This is a genomic window from Actinomadura monticuli (genome assembly GCF_041463655.1).
In the GTDB taxonomy this organism is placed as follows: domain Bacteria; phylum Actinomycetota; class Actinomycetes; order Streptosporangiales; family Streptosporangiaceae; genus Spirillospora; species Spirillospora monticuli.
The window spans coordinates 77,577-97,045 of record NZ_JAXCEI010000016.1 but is presented as its reverse complement, the minus strand read 5'-3'; the positions used below and the strand labels follow the sequence as shown (position 1 = coordinate 97,045).

Sequence of the window (19,469 nt, the reverse complement as noted above, 5' to 3'; positions counted from 1 at the left end):
GCCTTGTCCATCGGTCTGCGCACGGATGCCGAACCCGCGGAGCACGTCCTGGAGTGCGCCGCGGAGCCGCTCGCCGCCATGGCCCGGCTGGCCGGCTCCGGCCTGTTCGGCGACTACGTCGTGTACGAGCGGCCCGGCTCCTGGACGTTCGCGGGCGGTGTGCTCGGCGAGGTCGTCCTGGAGGCCGGCACCGTCCACGCCCGCTGGCACGGGCTCCCCCCGTCCGCCCGGCCCTGGTCGGGCCGCCCCGCCGACGCGCTCCGCGACGCGTTCGCCGAGGCCCCGCCCGGCTGGAACGCCTACGGCTGGATCGCGTTCGAGTTCGCCGCGCCCCACCCCGCCGGCCGCCTCGCGCACCTGATCGTCCCGCGCACGGAGGTGCGGGTCTCCGGCGGCCGCGCCCACGTCACCGGCCCCGGCGCCGAGCGGGTCGCCGACCTCCTCGCCGAGGCCGGGCCGGTCGCCGGCGCCCCCTCCCCCGTCGACGTCCGGGTCGGCGGCGACGCCTACCGCGCCAAGGTCGCCGAGGCCGTCGCGGAGATCCACGCGGGCCGCTACCAGAAGGTCATCGTGTCCCGGCGCCTGGACGTCCCGCACCCCGTCGACGTCATCGCCACCTACGTGCGCGGGCGGGAGGCCAACACGCCCGCCCGGTCCTTCCTCCTCGACCTCGGCGGTCTCCAGGCGGCCGGGTACAGCCCGGAGGTCCTCGCGACCGTGGACGCCGGCGGCCGCGTCATGACCCAGCCCCTCGCGGGCACCCGCGCGTTCGGCGCCGGCGCCGACGCCGACGCCCGCACCCGCCGCGAACTGGAGAACGACCCGAAGGAGATCTTCGAGCACGCCGTCTCCGTCCGCACGTCCCTGGAGGAGCTCCGCCGCGTCTGCGACCCGGCCACCGTCCAGGTCACCGACTTCATGACCGTCAAGGAGCGGGGCAGCGTCCAGCACCTGGGCTCCCGCGCCGTCGGCACCCTCGCGCCGGGCCGCTCGCCGTGGGACGCCCTGTTCCCCGGCGTGACCGCGTCCGGCATCCCGAAGCCCGCCGCGATCGAGGCGATCACCCGCCTGGAGGACCGGCGCGGCATGTACTCCGGCGCCGTGGTCGCCGTCTCCCACGACGGCGCCCTCGACTCGGCCCTCGTCCTCCGCGCGCTCTACAGCGAGAACGGCCGCGCGTGGCTCCGCGCCGGCGCCGGCATCGTCGGCGCCTCCACCCCCGGCCGCGAATACGAGGAGACCTGCGAGAAGCTCTCCAGCATCGCCCCCCACGTCGTCCCCCTCGCCTGACCCGGCGCACGGGCGGGTAGGGACCCGCCATGCCGGAACTTCCCGACGTCGAGGGATTCCGCCGGGTGCTGTCCGAGCACACCGGCGAGCCGATCGTGTCGGTGTCGGTGCTCGATGGCGGCGTCCTGCGCGGCGTCACCGCCCGGCGGCTGTCCGCGGCGCTGCGCGGCCACCGGTTCGAGGAGCCGCGGCGGCACGGCAAATGGCTCCTCGCACCGGCCGGCGGCCCGGTCCTCCTGCTGCACTTCGGCATGACCGGCTCGCTCACCTGGCACGGCGCGGCCGAGCCGCAGCACCGCCACGACCGCGTCGTCTGGCGCCTCCCGGACGGCGAGCTGCGCTACCGCGACATGCGCAAACTCCAGGGCGTCCACCTGGACGACGCCGAGAGCGTGCTCGGCGACCTCGGCCCAGACGCCTTGGACGTCTCCCGCCGCGACCTCGCCCGCCTCCTCTCCCACCGCCGCGGACGGCTGAAACCGGCCCTGACCGACCAGACGGTGATCGCGGGCCTGGGCAACCTCCTGGCCGACGAGATCTGCTGGCGCGCTCGCGTCAACCCGCTGCGCGCCGCCTCGGACCTGGACGCGGACGAACTGACGGCCCTCCACCGCGCGCTCCGCCGCGTCCTGCGCGACTCGATCAGGGCCGAACGCGTCCCGCCACGCGACACCTGGCTCACCGGAGCCCGCGACAAGCCCGACGCCGCCTGCCCCCGCTGCGGCGCCCCCCTGAGCAGCCGCCGCGTCTCGGGCCGCCGGACCGTCTGGTGCCCCAACTGCCAGCCGGAATGACGCCCGGCTGGGAGCCGAGGCGCGTCGGCTCCCAGCCGGGAGCGGAGAGTGCGCTCGACGTCCCCTATGACGCAGATCACACAAAGGGTGTGCGCAGCCGCCTTCCCGCCCGTTGATCGACACCGGCAAGGCCGATTTCCCCGCACAGGCCACCGACTACGTCGACGTCCGCTGACCGGCCGCAGCCGAGGCGAGGGGATGACGCGCGTCCCTCGTCGAGGGCGTCGCTCGACGGCCCGTGTCGAGTGAGGGGACCTCCCGGAAACCTCGGTGGCACAAGGCCGGCTGGATCGGCACCGGAACCGGCCTCGCCTCCGCTGCACGGCTGCCAAGGCCGCCGTATCACGTAGGCCGGCCGAGGGAGAAGCGGTACGGGCCGGGAACGTCCGGCCTGAACGCTATGGTGCGTCTTCATGAGCACACTCCATGCCAGCCCTGATGAGAAGGTCCCGGCGTGAGCCGCTACAGAGGACCCGCCACCCTGATCGGCAGCGGCGGAGCCGAGGTCGAGGTCTACGTCGACCTGCGCTCCAAGCAGCGGGAGTGGTCGGGGACGGCGACCATCGACGGCTTCGACGCCGACGACCCGCACGACCGGACGCTGAGACTTCCCGACGGCCGCGAGGCACAGGTCACGCTCGGTGATTCCCCGGTCTGGTCTGACGTCATCACGCTGGTCGGAAGCGGTCCGCCGCCCTTCGCCTGAACCACCGTTTCGTCCGCGTCCCGGGGCCTCGACGTCATCCGCCGGCTTCCGGGGCGGGCGGCCGGGCGGGGCCGCAGAGGGCCGTGGGGAGGGCGTCGTCCATGGCCTCGTCCAGGGCCGGCCCGCCGCCGGGGTTGAGGTTGACCATGACGGTGGCCTGCCGGCCGTCCATGGTGGCCGCCGTGCGGACGCTGAAGCCGAGCATGTCGCCGTCGTGGCCCCAGAAGCCGTGCGGGCAGCCGGGACGGTCGGTGGCGGGGAGCCACTGCAGGCCCAGGCCGTACGCGGAGCCTGACGCGCGCCCGGTCGGCCGGGTGTGCAGCATCTCCCGCAGTTGCGCCGGCTTCAGCAGGCGTCCGCGCAGGAGGGCGGCCAGGAACCGGTCGAGGTCGGCGGCGCTGGAGATCATGCCGCCCGCGGCTCCGGCGACGGACGGGTTGAGGCGCGTGATGTCCACCAGATCGGACCCCGGACGCACGTATCCGCGAGGGTGCGGCCCGGGGATGCCGGGGGCGTCGCGCGGCACGAACGTGTCGTGCAGCCCGAGCGGGACGATGACGCGCCGGCGGACCTCGTCCCCGTACGGGTGCCCGGTCACCCTCCCAATGATCATCCCGGCGAGCAGGTAGTTGGTGTTGGAGTAGCCCCATCCCTCGCCCGGAGTGAACTCGCGGGGGTGCGGCAGGGCGATGTCCACGAGCTCCTGCGCGTCCCAATGCCGCAGCGGGTCCTTGAGCACCTCCAGCGGGGACAGGTGGTCCAGGACGTCCGGCAGGCCGCTGGTGTGCTGGAGCAGCTGCCGGACGGTGATCCGCCGTCCGTCGTTGTCGGCGCCGCGCACCACGCCGGGCAGGTACCGCTCCACCGGGGCGTCCAGGTGGATCCGCCCTTCGCCGGCGAGTTGGAGGACGACGGCGGCGGTGAACGTCTTGGTGGCGCTGCCGATCCGGAAGCGGCTGCGGGGGTTCATCGGCGCGCCGGTCCGCACGTCGGCGACGCCTGCGGCGGCGACCTGGCGGCCGTCCCGGCCGTCGACGCGCGCGAGCGCCCCCGGGGCGCCGTCCGGGCCGGTGAGCCGCTCCACCACCGGCCGCAGCCCGCCCCCGCCGGCCGCGACCGCCGGGCTCGCCGAAGCCGCCACCGCCGCCGCCGCGATTCCCGACACGACGGGCCCGAGCACGTTTCCTGTGATCATGGCCGTCACGATAGGGAGCGGCGCGGCGGCCGCACATCCGCCGCATGAGCCATCCCCGCCCTCACTCCCAGCGGGGAGCGGCCAGGCGTCAACCCATACTCACTACGTGCGGGCTGGTGCCGCGCCGGAGTCCGTCTCGGCGTCCCGTGCGGGATCATGTCCGGGTGACCAGCGAGATCCGCATGAGCGGCACCGGTTCCGCGGAGGCCGCCGATGCCCGAGCGTGAGCTGTACATCTCGGTCGACGTCGAGGCCGACGGGCCGATCCCGGGCCCGTACTCCATGCTGAGCTTCGGCATGGCGGCATGCGGCACCTACGACGGGCACGACTTCGCGCCGCGCGACCCGGCCGAGTCCACGTTCTACGCGGAGCTGAAACCCGTCAGCGACGACTACATCCCCGCGGCACTGGCGGTCAGCGGCCTGGACCGCGACCGGCTCGCCGCCGAAGGCCGCGAACCGGCCGAGGCGATGAACGCGGCCACCGCGTGGGTGACCGGGGTGACCGCGGCGGCGAACGCCTCCCCGGTCCTGGTCGCCTACCCTCTCGGCTTCGACTGGATGTTCCTGTACTGGTACTGGACGCGCTTCGCCGACACCGGCTCCCCGTTCGGGCATTCGCGGCACCTGGACGTGAAGAGCCTGTACGCGGCCAAGGCCGGCGCCATGGTCACCCGCTCGACCAAACGGCAGATGCCCCCCGAACTGCTCTCGGACCGGCCGCACACCCACAACGCGTTGGACGACGCGATAGAACAGGCGGAACTCGTCCAGAACCTCATCCGGTGGCCCGGACGGTGATGTCGTCGCGGGTGGCCGCCGGCCGGCCCCCAATTATGCCCGATGCCAATTCTCCTTTTATGGGCGGCTAAAAAGGAGAACCGGACCCCGCTGATCGACTTATCCGGATGCGGGACCGCCGGGCGCCCGACCGTTCGCACGAGGAGAATACCAAGGTCACCGGCATCCCAGGGCGGCGAATGAAGGACGAGGGCGGCATGCCCCGGACCGTTACCGCCTCCATTGCGGGGGTATCCCCGCCAGTGATCTTGTGTAACGATGCTACGGCCATTGGGAATGGCGGGCCTGCGTTGACGGGGACGGGGGGCTTCAGGGTGCGCACCAAAGTCCGAAGAACGATGCCTGAAACGGACAGGACGAGTGGCTTCCCAACCGTTCCCGCGATGAGGCCGCCCGAACCGGGCATCGAGGCGGCACCCGTCGAACCGCCGGGGTCACGAGGTCGTCAGCCGCTCATGCCACTTGTCCCCGCCGTACCGGCGCAGGACGTCCAGGATCTGCGCAGGCTCGACGGTCATGGCGTCCACACGGCAGAGATGGAACAGGCCGCGCCGCGCCTCCCACACCGGGGCGGGCTTCCGGGTGCGCGGCCGCCCGTATTCGGCCCGCGGTTCCACCGCGATCGTATGCCGCCCCGGATCGAATCCGATGCGTTCCACCGCGGACCACGGAATCTCGATCGTCGATTCGCGGACTCCCACCCCCAGGCCGCCGGAATCCACGGCGAGACGGTAGCCGTCCTTGACCTGAAGTACGCCGCGGCCGATGCCGATGGCCCCCGCCAACCCCACCAAACCCAAGATCAGCAGGCCCGGACTCTCGGTGAGGCCCCCGTAGATCCCGCCCGCGCCTATCACCAGCGAGAACAGCGCGGCCGCCACGCCCACGGGCAGTGTCCCGGACTTACGGGAGTGGAAGACGATTGTCTCGGACATTGCCCACCCTCTCTATGACGCCGCGATGCTAGCACGCCCGATCGGCGAGATAGGAGATTGTCGCCATGAGTGAAGAGACAAAGCACAGTGCCCAGGCGATTAACCGTGCGGCGAGCTTCGTCGCAACCGAGCCGAAAACATATCTCAACGGCGCGAAGACACTCGTCGAACAGCACACGAGCATGTCGCAGATCGCCTTCGGTGTCATCGGAATGCCGGCGATGTCGGCCTACGACTCCGCCCGGCAGAGCCAGGCGACGAATCTTCAGGACGGCGCCAAGAAGCTGGACGAGATGATCGCCGGAATGCTCGAGGTGGCGGGCCGGTTCGACGCGGCGGAGCGGGCCAACACGATCGACCCCGCACGCAAGTTCAGCGTGGACACCAGCGCACCCAAGCAGGGCACGGACGTGTCGGTGCGGGAGGCCGTCGAGTCCGCGCCGGCCACCGCGGGCGTCGGGCTGGGCGCCGCCTTCATGGCGGTGGCCGGCGCGCTCGGCGCGGCCAGCTTCCTCGCCCCCACCGCCCTGATCGCGGCCACCGCCTGGTGGCTCGTCAGACCCGACGACAACGAGATCGCCCGCGCCAAGGGTACCTGGGAGAAGGCCTCGGACTACTTGGAGAAGTTCAGCCTGGACAATTCGCTGAGCATCCTCGGCGACGAGGAATGGTCCAACGCCAGCGCGAGCAGGCACGCATTCAACGAATGGGTGAAGGCGTTCGGAACGGAAGCGGGGCAGGCCAAGGCGAATGCCGACTCGATGGCGACCACCATGGAGTCGATCACCAATTCACTGCACACGATGATGGACATGACCGCGGCGATCGCGTTCGCCGCGCTGGCCTATCTGATCTATCTGACGCTCTTCGACGCGACCCCGGCGGCGCCCGCGGCCGAGGCCGCCAAGGAGATGCTGGGCTCGGTGCTCGGGGTCACCGTGGCCGGCGGGATCGTCGTCACCATCGGCTACTTCCTCTGGCAGGCGTGGGGCGTGCTCAGCACGGCGATGCAGACCGCGCAGGGCTTCAAGAAGCTGGAGATCGGCGTGGGCGGGCCGGAGACGACGTTCATCGACCTGAAGGTCGACTGGCAGGGCCTCGATATCAAGCCTCCGAACGACTGAGCCCCAAGGAGCCGGAGATGTCAACGGGAAACCCAGAACTCGACCGCTTCATCTCGAGCGCGATGGAGCAGGCCCGCAAAGCGACGGAGATCCGCGAGCAGATCAGCGAGATCACCGGCGTCGGGGAGGCGTCCAAAGGGCAGATACGCGTCGAGGTGCAGTCGAGTGGCGCCCTGCGCGGCATCACGATCGACCCGCGTGCGATGCGCATGGGCTCCGAAGCCCTCGGCGAGGCGATCCTGGAAGCGGCCCAGAACGCGTCCCAGAACGTCCAGCAGCAGATCTCCCAGCTGATGGAGCCGATCACGGCCGCCAATCCGATGCTCCAGAAGGTGATGCGCGGCGAGACCCCGCAGATGCCGGAAGGCTTGGAGGACCTGCCCGACCGGATCGGCCGGTCCGGCGACCCCATGAAGGAGGTCACCGAGCAGCTCGAACGCGTCCGCAAGATGTTCGGCGCCTGACCGGACCGGGGCCGGTAGCGTCCGCCCCATGGACATGCCCGACCTGCCGGACCTGATCTGGCTCGTCGAGGACGAACCGGCATCGGAGTACGAGGCCTGGTCGTCCGCTTCAAGAACGACATGGACCCCTTCGCCCTGCAGGCGGGCCCCGTCACCCGCCTAACGTGGAACGTCACGTCACTCGGAATCTGGTGACCTCACGAAACGACGCGGATATTCTCCTGGTCGGCGCCGGGCTTCCGCACGGTCGACCGGGCGGGATCGTAGGTCGTCGCATGGTTGTGCGCGTTCGCGGTGAAGACCTTTTGCGGCGCGTTGCTGTGGTTGCATGTGTCCTCATGGGTTCTCCTGTGTATCTCCCGGCTGGGACTCCCCCTCGGCACGGAGAGGACGAGGATGGGCGTGGCGTTCGAGTCTTGGCGAGTACGCGGCAGCGCGTCGCGGCTCGGGCCGTCGACTTCCTTGTGGCCGTGCTGGTGCTCCTGGCGGCCGTGTCACCTGTCTACGCGTTCGTCTTTCTGGCCGAGGGCTTTTCTTCCTCGCAGATGCTGTGGGTGGCCGTTCCGGTCACGCTTCTCGCCATGGTGGGACCCGCGCTCCTACGCGTCGGGGCGATCGCGCGGTGGGGGTGCACGCTCGGGCAGCGGGTCGCCGGGATCCGGGTGGTGTGCGTGGAGGACGGGACGCGGCCGCCCGGGTGGCGGCGGTCCTTTCGCCGGTACACGCTCCCCCGGGCGTCATCGTCCGTCCCGCTGATCACGGACCCGTGGGCGCACAGGAAGGACGAGCGCCTCGGGCAATGCCTGCACGACCGCCGGGCCAAGACGGTGGTGGTCCGGGCGGAGGCGCCGCCCGCACCCGTTGAGGCCGGTGGTTTGGCGGCGCTCAAGCCTTCCGGTTCGGTCGCCTCGAGTACCGACCATGTGCGGCGCTGGGAGAGGCGGGAGCTGCGGTGGCGCGTCGCGATCGGCTCTGTTGCGGGGGTTCTCGGGGTGACCGTTCTGGCGGCGCCGGTCGGCATCCCGCTCATGGCCGCCGGATCGTCCGCCGAGGGCAGTGCGGCGTTCGAGGTGAACACCTTCTACGACGATGACGTCCGGTTCACGAACGCCTTCGGCGGGCGTTCCGAGACCTACGAGCGTACGGCGGCCGAGGTTCTGGACGATGAGGACGGCTGCCGCGCCGGTGCGACCAATGAGCGGGCCCGCGGTGTCCTGCGGCAGAGAGGGTGCGAGGGGCGGATCGAGATCGCGTTCAGGACCGCGGGCGGGGTGCTGGTCAGCAGCCACGTCCTCAGATTCGGCGACACGGCCGCGGCGCGCGACGCCGCGCGGCTGTTGCGGCACACCGATCTGCGGTTCGTGCCGGGTGGTGGCGTCGATCCGCCGGGCGGCGCCCAGGTCGGGCAGGTGGGGAGCGAGGATCGGTATGTCGTCGCGACCACCGCCGTGTCGCCGGCGCAGCCGGACGCGGCGGGGAAGGCGAAGAACGCCTTCCGGTTCATCCACGTCCCTACCCTCAACGTCATCCTCTGGCTGTGAAGGCGACGGGGATCGGGCCGGAATAGGGCGCTCGGTGCGCTCGGACGGTGAAAGCTCGTGTTCGCCTGGCGGGCCAGGTCAGGAGGGCGCCACTCGGGCCGCCAGGGTCTTCTTGCTGATCTTGCCGACGGGGGTGCGGGGGAAGGCGTCGGCGGTCTCCAGGCGGTCGGGGAACTTGTAGGCGGCCAGGCCGCGGGTGCGCAGGAACTCCTTGATCTCGGCGAGGGCCGGGGCCTTCCCGCCGTCCCTGAGGATGAGGAAGGCGCACGTCCGCTCGCCCATCATCGGGTCGGGGACGCCCACCACCGCGGCGTCGTGGACGGCCGGGTGGGCGAGCAGGTGGTTCTCCAGTTCCTCGGCGGAGACCTTGTCGCCTCCCCGGTTGATCTGGTCCTTCTCGCGGCCTTCGACGATCAGGTGGCCGGACGGGAGCCGCCGGACGAGGTCGCCGGTCCGGTAGAAGCCGTCCGGGGTGAAGGAGCGGGCGTTGTGCTCGGCGGCGCGGTAGTAGCCGCGCAGGGTGTACGGGCCCCGGGTCAGCAGTTCGCCGACGTCGCCGGGGGCCACCTGCTCGCCGTCTTCGTCGACGATGCGGATCTCGTCGGCGGGTGAGAGCGGGCGGCCCTGGGTCTGCTCGACGAGGTCGCTCGGGTCGTCCAGGCGGGTGTAGTTGAGGAGGCCCTCGGCCATGCCGAAGACCTGCTGGACCTGGCAGCCGAGGGTGCCCGGGACCTCGGCGGCGCGTTCGGCCGCGAACTTCGCGCCGCCGACCTGGAGGAGTTCGAGTGATGAGATGTCCTCCTCCTGCCAGGACACCGCGTCCAGCCAGAGGAGGGCGATCGGCGGGACCACCGCGCAGACCGTGGCGCGTTCGCGTTCGATGAGGGGGAACGCCTCGTCGGGCGAGCCGGACGGGGACAGGACGACCGTGCCGCCGGTGGCGAAGACGCCGAGGATGCCGGGGCAGGCGAGGGCGAAGTTGTGCGCGGCGGGCAGGACGACCAGGTAGACCGTGGCGGGTGTGAAGCCGCAGACCCCGGCGCTGGCCTCCAGGTTGTAGACGTAGTCGCGGTGCGTGCGGGGGATCAGCTTCGGCAGGCCGGTCGTGCCGCCGGAGAGCAGGAAGACGCCGATGTCGGCCGGTGACGGGGGCGTGGACTCGACGGGGTCGGCGTCGACGGAGGCGAGCGGGGTGAACTCCCCGGCGTCGCCGTCCACGATCACCCGGTCCACGGGGAGGGTGCGGGCCATGGCGCGGTAGTCGAAGTCGCCGTCGCGGTCGGCGCAGATGTAGGCGCGGGCCTCCGACAGCTCGCACAGGTAGCGGATCTCGCTCTCGCGGTGGGCGGGCAGGGCGAGGACGGGCGCCGCCCCGATGCGGACGAGGGCGAGGAACGTGACGACGAAGGCGGCCGTGTTCGGGAGCTGGACGACGACGCGGTCGCCGCGGCCGATGCCGAGGGCCAGGCAGCCGGCGGCGGCGCGGGCGGCGCGGGCGTCCAGTTCGGCGTAGGTGAGGCGGTCGTCGCCGGCGACGAGGGCCGTCCTGGACGGGTCGCCGCGCAGGACGTCGCCGAGGAGGCGGTCCTTCCAGTAGCCCTCGGCCTTGTAGCGGGCTTCGAGGCCGGCGGGCCAGGGGGTGAAGCCGTCCATGGTCACCGCCCGGCCAGCTGGGCTGGGGCGCCGGGGACCGGCTCGGCCGGGTCGGAGCCGAGGGCGACGATGCGGTTGCCGGCGTCGACGTGGACGACGCGGGGCTCGTGCCGGTCCCGGTCGGACTCGTCCACGGACGCGTAGGTGATGATGATGACCATGTCGCCGGGCTGGACCTGGCGGGCGGCGGCGCCGTTGATCCCGATGACGCCGCCGCCCGCCTCGCCGGTGATGGCGTAGGTGACGAGGCGGGAGCCGTTGGTGATGTCGACGACGTGGACCTGCTCCCCCTCGACGATGTCGGCCGCGGCCATGAGGTCCGCGTCGATCGTCAGGGAGCCTACGTAGTGCAGGTCCGCCTGGGTGACGGTTGCGCGGTGGATTTTTCCGTTCATCAGCATCCGCTGCACCGGTGCGTCCCCTTCTCCACGATCAACTAAGGCTAGGCTTACCTTAGCTACTCCCCCGGCAGAGGAGAACCCCGAGGATGCTCCGGCGACTGGCCATGGACATCAGTCCGCTGCGCGACAGCAGGCCGTTCCGCGACGTGTTCATCGCCCGCACGGTCTCGGTCTTCGGGATCGGGATGCTGGCCGTCGCGCTGCCCGTCCAGGTGTACGACCTCACCGGTTCCACCGTGCACGTCGGCGGGGTGTCGGCGGCGGAGGGGTTCGCGCTTCTCGCCGGGGTCCTGTGGGGCGGCGTCCTCGCCGACCGGCACGACCGGCGGCGGCTCATGCTGCGGGCGCGCGCGGCCGCGGGCGTCGGGTTCGTGCTGCTGGCGCTCAACGCCTTCCTGCCGTCGCCGTCGCTCGCCGCCCTGTACGTCCTCGCGGCGTGGGACGGCCTGGCGACCGGCGTCAGCGTCACCGCGCTCCTGGCCGCGACGCCCTCCCTGGTGAAGCCGGACAAGCTGGTCGCGGCCGGGGCGCTGAACGCGCTGACCGTCCGGCTCGGGTCGATGGCGTCGCCGGCGCTCGGCGGGCTCGTCGTGTCCGCGTTCGGCGTCGGCTGGAACTACGCGGCCGCGGCGGCCGGGACGGTCGGCACGATCGGGCTGCTGACCCGCCTCCCGGCGCTCAGGCCCGCCGCCGCCGACGAGCCGCCGGAGAACCCGCTGAAGGCCGTCGGGGACGGGTTCCGGTTCGTCGCGTCCCATCGGGTCGTCGGCTCGCTGATGCTCCTCGGGCTGCTGTTCATGGTCGCGGGCGGCATCCCCGTGCTGATGCCCGCGTTCGCGACCCGGAGCCTGGACGGCGGCGCCACCACGGTCGGGCTCCTGTTCGCCGCGCCCGCGTGCGGGGCGGTGCTCGCGTCGGTGACGAGCGGCTGGGCGGGGTCGGCGAGGGCGCCGGGGCTGGCGCTGCTCGTCGCGTCCGTCACCGGGTTCGCGGCGCTCGCCTGCCTCGGCCTGGCCCGCCATCCGGCGCTCGCGGTGGCGATCCTGTTCGTGTACGGGTTCGTCGAGTCGATCGAGGAGATCCTCCGGTACGGGCTGATCCAGTCCCATACGCCCGACTCGCATCTCGGACGCGTCAACGCGCTGTGGGCGGCGCAGGAGACGGGCGGCGGCGCCGTCGGGTCGCTGGGGGCGGGGGCCCTCGGCCGGTACCTCGCGCCGGGCGCCGCCATCGTCGTCTACGGGACGGTCAGCGCCGTCCTCGCGCTGGCGCTGGCGCTGACCCTCACCGGGCTCCGGACGGCGACCATGCGCCCGGAGCCCGAACCGGGCTGATCAGCCGAGGCGGGCGGCCAGCTCCTCCTCCGTCATCGCCTCGACCTCCAGCCAGATGGCGGCGACGGCCTCCAGGCGTCCCGGCGCCTCCTCCAGCTCGGTGAAGCGGCGGCAGGCGCGCGCGACGGTCCGCTCCGCGAACAGCACGCGGACGGGCAGCGCGGTCGTGTCGAGCGCGTCCCGCAGCCGGGCGATCACGGTGGTCGCGAGGACGGAGTCGCCGCCGAGGGCGAAGAAGTCGGCGTCGGCGCCGACGCGCTCCTCCCCCAGCACCTCGGCGACGATCCGGGCCAGGACCCTCTCCAGCGGCGTCGACGGCTCGACACGGGGCGCCTCGCCCCGCTCGGCCGCGGCCAGCGCGGTGAGGGCCTCGCGGTCGACCTTGCCGTTCGCGGTGAGCGGCAGCTCGTCGACGCGGACGAGCAGCTCCGGGACCATGTGCGGCGGCAGGAGGCCGCAGGCATGGTCGCGCACCGCGTCGAGGTCGCCGGACGCCACGAGGAGGGCGGCGAGGCGCCCGCCGGCCAGCAGCGCCACGGCCCGCTCCACGGCGGGATGGTCCCGCAGCGCGGCCTCGACCTCGCCGAGCTCGATCCGGAAGCCGCGCACCTTCACCTGGTGGTCGCGGCGGCCGAGGAACTCGAGGGTGCCGTCCGGGCGGTAGCGGGCCAGGTCGCCCGTCCGGTACCAGCGGACGCCCTCGTGCACGACGAACCGGTCGGCGGTGCGCTCCGGGTCGCCGGCGTAGCCCTCGGCGACCCCGGCGCCGCCGATCCAGAGCTCGCCTGTCACCCAGTCGGGCCGGTCGCGGCCCAGCTCGTCCACGACCCGGCATGCGACGCCGCGCAGCGGCACCCCGTACGGGACGGCGTGCCAGTCGGCCGGGACCTCGCCCGCGACCTCCTGCACCGTGGAGTGGATCGCGGTCTCCGTCGTCCCGCCCAGCGCCACGAACCGGCATCCCGGGGAGCGCTCCGCCAGCAGCGCGGGCAGGTGGGTGCCGACCCAGTCGCCGCCCAGCAGGACGAGCCGCAGGCTCTCGGGGCGGCCCGCCCGCAGCAGCATCTCCAGCACGGACGGGACGCAGTTCAGGACGGTCGCCGACCAGCGGCGCACCAGCTCGGCCCAGCGCGCGGCGTCGCGGCGCTCGTCCTCGCCGGGCAGGACGACCGCGCCGCCCGCCGACCAGGGCGCGAACAGGTCGAACACCGAAAGGTCGAAGTCGAGCGCGGAGACGGCGAAGGTGATGTCGTCCCCACCGATCGCGTACCGCTCGACGAGGTCGCCGATGGTGCTCATCGCCGCGCCGTGCGACACCTCGACGCCCTTCGGCTCCCCCGTCGACCCCGACGTGAACAGGACGTAGGCGACCTGGTCGGGACGGACGGCCACCGGTTCCGGCATCGGCTCGGCGTCGGCGGGCCCGGCGGCGAGCACCGCGCCTCCGACGCCGACGCCCACCGCGAGTCCGTCTGCCCCCGGCCGGTCACCGGGCGCTACGGGGACCAGGGACGCGGCGACGCCGGCGTTCGCGCGGATCCTGGCGCGGCGGGCGTCCGGCTGCTCGGTCCCGATCGGGACGTAGGCGGCGCCTGCCGCGAGCGCGCCGAGGACGGCGGTGACCTGCGCGGGGCCCTTAGGCAGCTCGATGGAGACGCGGTCGCCCGGCCGCACGCCGCCGGCCGCGAGCGCGGACGCGACGCGCAGGGCGCGGGAGGCCAGTTCGCCGTAGGTCAGGGTGCCGCCGTCGCCCCAGTGCAGGGCCGGGGCGTCCGGGCGGCGCGCCGCGTGCTCGAAGAACCCCCCGGTGAGCGTGCGCGGCGGCGGGGCGGGGGTCGCGTTCAGCCCGCGCCGGACGCGGAGGTGGGACGCCGGGGCCGCGAGGCCGAGGGGCTCGGACCAGTCGGCGCCCGCCGCGCCCAGGCGGGTGATCGCGGACGTGTAGGCGTCGAACATCGCGGCGGCGACGCCGTCCGGGAACGCGGGGACGCGCACGTCCCAGTTCAGCAGCAGGCCGCCGGACACCTCGGTCACCTGCGCGTCCAGCAGCACCTGCGGGCCCTGCGAGATGATCCACCCCGGTTCGCCGAAGTGCTCGCGCACGCGCTCGCCGAACAGCTCGCCCAGGTTCAGCGCGCTCGTGTAGACGATCGGGGCGAGGACCTGCTCGCCGCGCAGCCGGGACAGGTCGCGCAGCACCTCCAGGCCGGAGTAGTCGCTGTGCGCGCCCGCCGTGTGCAGGTTGGCCTGCAGGGCCCGCGCCCGCTCGACGAACGGGAGGTCCGCCGTGAGGTCGGCCTCCAGCATGATCGAGCCGGTGAAGTCGCCGACGACCGCGTCCACGTCGGGGTGGACGGGCTCGCGGTGGAACAGCGGCAGGTTCAGCAGGAAGCGCGGTGTCGCCGACCAGGCGCCGACGACCTCGGCGAACACCGCCGCGAGGGCCATGGCGGGGGTGACGCCCTCGGCGTGCGCGCGGGCGATGAAGCGGTCCTTGTCGTCCGGGGCCAGCCAGTGGTGCCTGCGCTCGACGCGGTCGCCGGGCTCGGGGACGACGAGCGGCTCGGGCGGGCCTGGCAGGTCGGCCAGGCGCTCGGCCCACCAGCGCCGGTCCTGCTCCCGTGCGGCGGCGCGCGGGTCGTCGGCGAGGTAGCGGGCGTAGCCGTAGCGGATCGGCGCGAGGGTCTCGCCCTCGTACAGCGCGGCGAGGTCGGCCAGCATGACGCGGTAGCTCATCGCGTCGGCGGCGACCATGTCGACGTCCAGGTGGAGGCGGGCGGTGCCGCCGGGCAGCAGGCTGAGGCGGGCGTCGAAGACGCGGCCGTCCTCGATCGGGAGGCGCTGCTCCGACATCTCGGCCCGGATCCGCGCAAGCTCGGCCTCGGGGGCGTCCGAGGAGCGCAGGTCGTGGACGGCCACGGCCGGTTCGGGACGCTCCGGCAGGATCCGCTGCGTGCCGTCGTCCGACACCGCGACCCGCAGCATGGGGTGCCGCCGGGCCAGGCCGCGGACGGCGTCCTCGAACCGGGCGGGATCGATCGCGCGGCCGTCCAGCTCGGCGTACAGGTGCGCGGCGACGGAGCCGAGCGACTGGCCGGAGTCGCGGCCGATCCAGTACGCGTGCTGCATCAGCGCGAGGGGGAACGGGCCGTCCGGCTCGATGTCCGACGGGTCCAGCGGGGGCGGGTCCAGCGGGGGCGGTCCGGGAGCGGGCGGCCCGTCGGCCGCCTCCACCTGGCCCTTCTCGGCGAGCAGGTCCCACCACTCGGCGAGCGTCGGGCGCTCGGCCAGCTCGGCGAAGCGGATCTCGATGCCGCGGCGGCGCAGCCGGCCGGTCAGCCGCATGAGCCGGATCGAGTCCATCCCGAGCCCGATGAGGTTGTCGTCGGCCTCCGCACGCTCGCCCAGCACGTCGGCCAGGGCGGTGTGCAGCTCGTCCCAGGTCAGCACGGAACCCCTCTCGAATTAGGTAAGGCTAACCTAAATCAGAGGGTTTTCGCCGTCAACGTCCGCCGCCCGGCCGGGACGATCAGCGGCGTCTCGGTCTCCGGATCCGGGATGACGCGGCACGGCAGCCCGAACACGCGCTCCACCAGGCCGGCCGTCACGATCTCGGCGGGCGGGCCCTCGGCGAGCACCTCGCCGCCGCGCATCGCGATCAGATGGGTCGCGTACCGGCAGGCGTGGTTGAGGTCGTGCAGCAACGGCTCGCCGTCCAGGTAGACGGTCCCCTCGCGGGGGCGCAGCAGCCGGGCGAGGGCGCGCAGCAGCGTCGACTTCCCGCACGCGTTCGGGCCGACGATGACGGTGAACGACCCGTCCGGTATCTCGACGCCGAGGCCCTCGGCGACGACGCGCTTCTCGTAGGCGAGGGTGAGGTCCTCCGCGCGCAACCGGGTCATGTCGTGCCCTTCCGTCCGGTGGTGGACAGCAGCCAGGCCAGGTACACGCCGCCGAGGACGCCGGTGACGACGCCCACCGGCACCGCGACCGGCAGGTGGAGCGAGATCAGGTCGCCGCAGGCGAGCAGCGCGGCGCCGGTCAGCGCGGCGGGCAGCAGCTGCGCGCCGGGGCGCCGGGTCAGCCGGCGGGCGACCTGCGGCGCGGCGAGCGCCACGAACGGGACGGGCCCGGCCGCCGCGGTCGCCGCCGCGACGAGCCCCACCCCGGCGACCGTGAGCAGAGCGCGGGTCCGCTGGACGGGCACGCCGAGCGCCTGCGCCGCGTCGTCGCCCAGCTCCCCCATGCCGAGCGGGCGGGCGAGCAGCAGCGCCGCCGGGACGAGCACGGCCAGCGCGATCGCGAGCGGGACGGCCTGGTCCCAGTCGCGCCCGCTGAGGCTGCCGGTCAGCCAGAACGCGGCCTCGTAGCCCTCCCGCAGCTCCGCGCGGGTGATGAGGTAGGAGTTCAGCGCCTCCAGCATCGCCGCCGCCGCGACGCCGATCAGCACCAGCCGGACGCCGTGCACGCCGCCGCCGCGCCGGTAGGCGACCAGGTAGACGGCGAGGGCGGTGAGCACCGCCCCCGCCACCGAGCTGCAGGTGATCGCGACGGCGCCGCCGCCGAACACGAGGATCTGCAGCAGCGCGCCGGACGCCGAGCCGGTGGTGAAGCCGATCAGGTCGGGGCTGCCGAGCGGGTTGCGCGAGATGCCCTGGAAGATCGCGCCGCTCAGCCCGAGCGCGAGGCCGGCGAGCAGCCCGGTGACGGCGCGCGGCAGCCGCAGCGTCTGGACAATGAACTCGGTGGCGCGGTCGCCCTGCCCGGCGACGGCGCGCACGACGTCCGGCGGCGAGATCGGGAACTCCCCCGAGCCGACGACGAGGACGGCGGCGGAGGCCGCCACGATCGCCAGCACGCCGCACACCGCGGCGGCCCGCGGCTCCCAGCGCAGCGAGACGCCGCCTGCGCGCAGCACTCTCACAGGTCGCGCGTCCTTCCCCGCCGGACCATCACGGCGAACAGCGGCGCCCCGAGGAACGCGGTGACGATCCCGGTCTCCAGCTCGCCCGGGGTGATGACGCGGCCGACGACGTCCGCGCCGAGCAGCAGGACGGGCGCGAGCAGCAGCGAGAACGGCAGGACGAGCCGCTGGTCGGGGCCCAGGGCCGTCCGTGCGATGAACGGGACGGCCAGCCCGAGGAACCAGACCGGCCCGGCCGCCGCCGTCGCCGACCCGCACAGCAGCACCACCGCGAGCGCGCCGAGCGCCCGCGTCCGGCCGGGGCTGGAGCCGAGGGCGCGGCCCGCGTCGTCGCCCATGCCGAGGGCGTTCAGCGGGCGGGCGAGCAGCAGCGCCAGGGCCGTCCCCGCCAGGACGAACGGGAGGACGCGCCAGAAGACCGCCGTCTCGCGGCCGCCGAGCGAGCCGACCTGCCAGAACCGGAAGCCGTTGAACGTGCCCGGAGTGAGCAGCATGACGCCGGCCGTCAGCGCGCTGAACACCGCGTTGAGCGCCGCGCCGGCGAGCACCAGCCGGGCGGGCGACGCGCCGCCCCGCCCGCGCGCGCCGATCATGTAGACGAGGGCCGCCGCTCCCGCCGCGCCCGCGAACGCCGCCCAGACGTAGCCGAGCACGTCGTCCACCCGGACCGCGGCGAGGACGAGGACGACCGCGAGGGCCGCGCCGCCGTTCACGCCGAGCAGCCCGGGCTCGGCGAGCGGGTTGCGGGTGAGGGCCTGCATGACCGCGCCGGCGAGGCCGAGCGCCATGCCGACGGCGATGCCGAGGAGGGTGCGCGGCAGCCGCAGCTCATGGACGATCAGGTCGGGCCGGGACCCGCCGTCCGGGGCGAACACGCCGGGCAGGACCCGCCCGAGCGGAACGTTCCCGGCGCCGATCGCGAGGCTCGCCACGACGGCGGCGAGCAGCGCCGCCGCCAGCAGCGCGAACCAGAGCCGGTGGGAGGCCCGTCCCCCCTTGGTCGAGGGGCGCGGCGGCCGTGTTCGCACGGGGGACAACACAAAGTGAGGCTAGCCTAAGCTAACTCCCCCTTCAAGGGCGGCGGGGGCGGGGTGGTCGGGGTGGGAGAGGAGCCAGGCCCAGATCTCGGCGGGGTCCTGCGCGGTGCGCCGGGCGCCGCAGTGGCAGATGCCGGTGAGGGTGTCGGAGCCCGGTGACCACTCGACCCGCAGGCGTCCCGCGCTCATCGGGGGGCCGTCTGGCGGGCCAGGATGCGGCGGGCGGCCAGGCCGCCGGTGTCGATGTTGATGGACAGCTCCTGGTAGCCCTCCGGCTCGGACGCGATGACCTTCTCCAGGACGTTCAGCGCCTCCACGTCCTGGAGGACGACCGTGCGGTTGCTCTCGGCCAGGAACGCCGAGACCTTCGCGTCGTCCAGGGCGAAGTCCCGGGCGACGAGCCAGAAGTCGTGCGTGGTCGTCTCGGTCTCGGGGGTGATGGCGTAGCCGACCTCGACGTGGAACGCGGACGAGTCGTCGCCGTCCGGAGACGGTTCCACGCCGGTGGGCGCGATGCGGCTGTGCAGGAGGTAGAGGCACGGCGGGTGGTACTCGATGTCCTGCCAGCGGTCGATGCGGCCCTTGACACCGGTGGACTCGGAGTAGAAGGACGGGCACTCCACGTCCTTCATGCGGCGGCTCACGTAGACGATGCCCGCCTCCTCGTCGACCTCCGTGTTGATGGGCGTCTGCGCCACTTCGGGCGTCCCGATGTAGCCGGCGTGCAGGTAGGTCTCGTGGGACAGGTCGAGGAGGTTGTCGACGAGCAGCTCGTAGCGGGCGGCGAGCGGCTCCATGCCGCGCACCGTCGTGTACTCCGCCGAGTCGAACCACGCCGCGCGCGGGATCGCGGCGGGGTCGCCCTCACCGTCGCCGATCCACACCCAGACGAGCGAGTCCTGCTCGACGACCTGGTAGGCGGGGACGCGGGCCGTGCGAGGGACGCGGGACTGCCCCGGCACGGCGACGCACACGCCGTCGGGCGCGTAGGTGAAGCCGTGGTAGCCGCAGACGATCCGGTCGCCGTCCCGGTTGCTCTCCGACAGCGGGAAGCGGCGGTGCACGCAGCGGTCGGCGAGCGCGACCGCCTCTCCCGCGGTGGTCCGGTACAGGACCAGCGGCTCGCCGCAGATCGTCCGGGCGAGCAGCTCGTCGCCGACCTCGCCGCCGTAGGCGGCCACGTACCACTGGTTGCGCGCGAAGACCATGGGTCGCTCCTCCATGTGCCGGGGTCACGACCGACCATCGCGGTGCGGCCGTGACGCGGGCC

The 19,469-nt window shown here is 73.3% G+C and carries 18 protein-coding genes; 8 read left to right on the top strand and 10 right to left on the bottom strand.

The window, feature by feature from the left end:
* Positions 1–3 precede the first annotated feature (3 nt).
* The 3 genes from SM611_RS29870 to SM611_RS29860 all read left to right on the top strand — a co-directional run bounded on the left by SM611_RS29870 (position 4) and on the right by SM611_RS29860 (position 2,790).
* Complete coding sequence (locus SM611_RS29870; protein WP_371953644.1) at positions 4–1,290, top strand: salicylate synthase; 1,287 nt, start codon at positions 4–6, stop codon at positions 1,288–1,290.
* 29 nt (positions 1,291–1,319) lie between these two features.
* Positions 1,320–2,084 (top strand): Fpg/Nei family DNA glycosylase, encoded by a 765-nt coding sequence (locus SM611_RS29865; RefSeq protein ID WP_371953643.1) that lies wholly within the window; start codon positions 1,320–1,322, stop codon positions 2,082–2,084.
* A gap of 454 nt (positions 2,085–2,538) precedes the next feature.
* Complete coding sequence (locus tag SM611_RS29860; RefSeq protein WP_371953642.1) at positions 2,539–2,790, top strand: DUF4873 domain-containing protein; 252 nt, start codon at positions 2,539–2,541, stop codon at positions 2,788–2,790.
* Between the two features lie 34 nt (positions 2,791–2,824).
* On the opposite strand, the gene SM611_RS29855 is transcribed toward SM611_RS29860, so the two are convergent.
* Entirely contained in the window at positions 2,825–3,985 is a 1,161-nt protein-coding gene (locus SM611_RS29855; RefSeq protein WP_371953641.1) for a serine hydrolase domain-containing protein, read from the bottom strand.
* A 213-nt stretch (positions 3,986–4,198) separates the two neighbouring features.
* Here SM611_RS29855 and SM611_RS29850 point away from each other — a divergent pair, with 213 nt between their 5' ends.
* The gene (locus SM611_RS29850) at positions 4,199–4,786 is read left to right on the top strand and encodes an exonuclease (protein ID WP_371953640.1); all 588 of its coding nucleotides are present in this window, start codon (positions 4,199–4,201) and stop codon (positions 4,784–4,786) included.
* A 434-nt stretch (positions 4,787–5,220) separates the two neighbouring features.
* Here the strand turns inward: SM611_RS29850 and SM611_RS29845 are convergent, their stop codons facing one another.
* Complete coding sequence (locus tag SM611_RS29845; protein ID WP_371953639.1) at positions 5,221–5,721, bottom strand: hypothetical protein; 501 nt, start codon at positions 5,719–5,721, stop codon at positions 5,221–5,223.
* A 65-nt stretch (positions 5,722–5,786) separates the two neighbouring features.
* Here SM611_RS29845 and SM611_RS29840 point away from each other — a divergent pair, with 65 nt between their 5' ends.
* The 3 genes from SM611_RS29840 to SM611_RS29830 all read left to right on the top strand — a co-directional run bounded on the left by SM611_RS29840 (position 5,787) and on the right by SM611_RS29830 (position 8,850).
* Positions 5,787–6,845 (top strand): hypothetical protein, encoded by a 1,059-nt coding sequence (locus SM611_RS29840; RefSeq protein ID WP_371953638.1) that lies wholly within the window; start codon positions 5,787–5,789, stop codon positions 6,843–6,845.
* Positions 6,846–6,862: 17 nt separating this feature from the next.
* A complete protein-coding gene (locus tag SM611_RS29835) occupies positions 6,863–7,309 on the top strand; it encodes a YbaB/EbfC family nucleoid-associated protein (protein WP_371953637.1) in 447 nt (148 codons plus the stop codon).
* Between the two features lie 416 nt (positions 7,310–7,725).
* Positions 7,726–8,850: an RDD family protein gene (locus SM611_RS29830; protein ID WP_371953636.1), complete on the top strand. Its 1,125-nt coding sequence runs from the start codon at positions 7,726–7,728 to the stop codon at positions 8,848–8,850.
* 78 nt (positions 8,851–8,928) lie between these two features.
* On the opposite strand, the gene SM611_RS29825 is transcribed toward SM611_RS29830, so the two are convergent.
* Positions 8,929–10,503, bottom strand: coding sequence for a (2,3-dihydroxybenzoyl)adenylate synthase (locus SM611_RS29825; protein WP_371953635.1), 1,575 nt, complete (start codon positions 10,501–10,503; stop codon positions 8,929–8,931).
* 2 nt (positions 10,504–10,505) lie between these two features.
* Entirely contained in the window at positions 10,506–10,913 is a 408-nt protein-coding gene (gene panD / locus SM611_RS29820; RefSeq protein WP_371953634.1) for an aspartate 1-decarboxylase, read from the bottom strand.
* Between the two features lie 77 nt (positions 10,914–10,990).
* On the opposite strand from panD, the gene entS reads away from it, so the two are divergent.
* Positions 10,991–12,238, top strand: a complete 1,248-nt coding sequence (entS, locus tag SM611_RS29815; protein WP_371953633.1) for an enterobactin transporter EntS — start codon at positions 10,991–10,993, stop codon at positions 12,236–12,238.
* Here entS and SM611_RS29810 read toward each other — a convergent pair whose 3' ends face one another.
* Genes SM611_RS29810 through SM611_RS29785 form a run of 6 tightly spaced genes read right to left on the bottom strand, consistent with a single transcriptional unit; the run spans position 12,239 to position 19,407 of the window.
* Positions 12,239–15,688 (bottom strand): non-ribosomal peptide synthetase, encoded by a 3,450-nt coding sequence (locus SM611_RS29810; RefSeq protein WP_371953632.1) that lies wholly within the window; start codon positions 15,686–15,688, stop codon positions 12,239–12,241.
* 35 nt (positions 15,689–15,723) lie between these two features.
* A complete protein-coding gene (locus SM611_RS29805) occupies positions 15,724–16,140 on the bottom strand; it encodes an ATP-binding cassette domain-containing protein (RefSeq protein ID WP_371953631.1) in 417 nt (138 codons plus the stop codon).
* Positions 16,137–17,162, bottom strand: coding sequence for a FecCD family ABC transporter permease (locus SM611_RS29800; RefSeq protein ID WP_371953630.1), 1,026 nt, complete (start codon positions 17,160–17,162; stop codon positions 16,137–16,139). Before SM611_RS29800 ends, SM611_RS29805 begins: the two co-directional genes overlap by 4 nt.
* A complete protein-coding gene (locus SM611_RS29795) occupies positions 17,159–18,190 on the bottom strand; it encodes a FecCD family ABC transporter permease (RefSeq protein ID WP_371953629.1) in 1,032 nt (343 codons plus the stop codon). The genes SM611_RS29800 and SM611_RS29795 overlap by 4 nt, the downstream gene beginning before the upstream one ends.
* Before the next feature lie 21 nt (positions 18,191–18,211).
* Positions 18,212–18,388, bottom strand: coding sequence for a hypothetical protein (locus SM611_RS29790; protein ID WP_371953628.1), 177 nt, complete (start codon positions 18,386–18,388; stop codon positions 18,212–18,214).
* Positions 18,385–19,407, bottom strand: a complete 1,023-nt coding sequence (locus SM611_RS29785) for a Rieske 2Fe-2S domain-containing protein (RefSeq protein WP_371953627.1) — start codon at positions 19,405–19,407, stop codon at positions 18,385–18,387. Before SM611_RS29785 ends, SM611_RS29790 begins: the two co-directional genes overlap by 4 nt.
* Positions 19,408–19,469 lie beyond the last annotated feature (62 nt).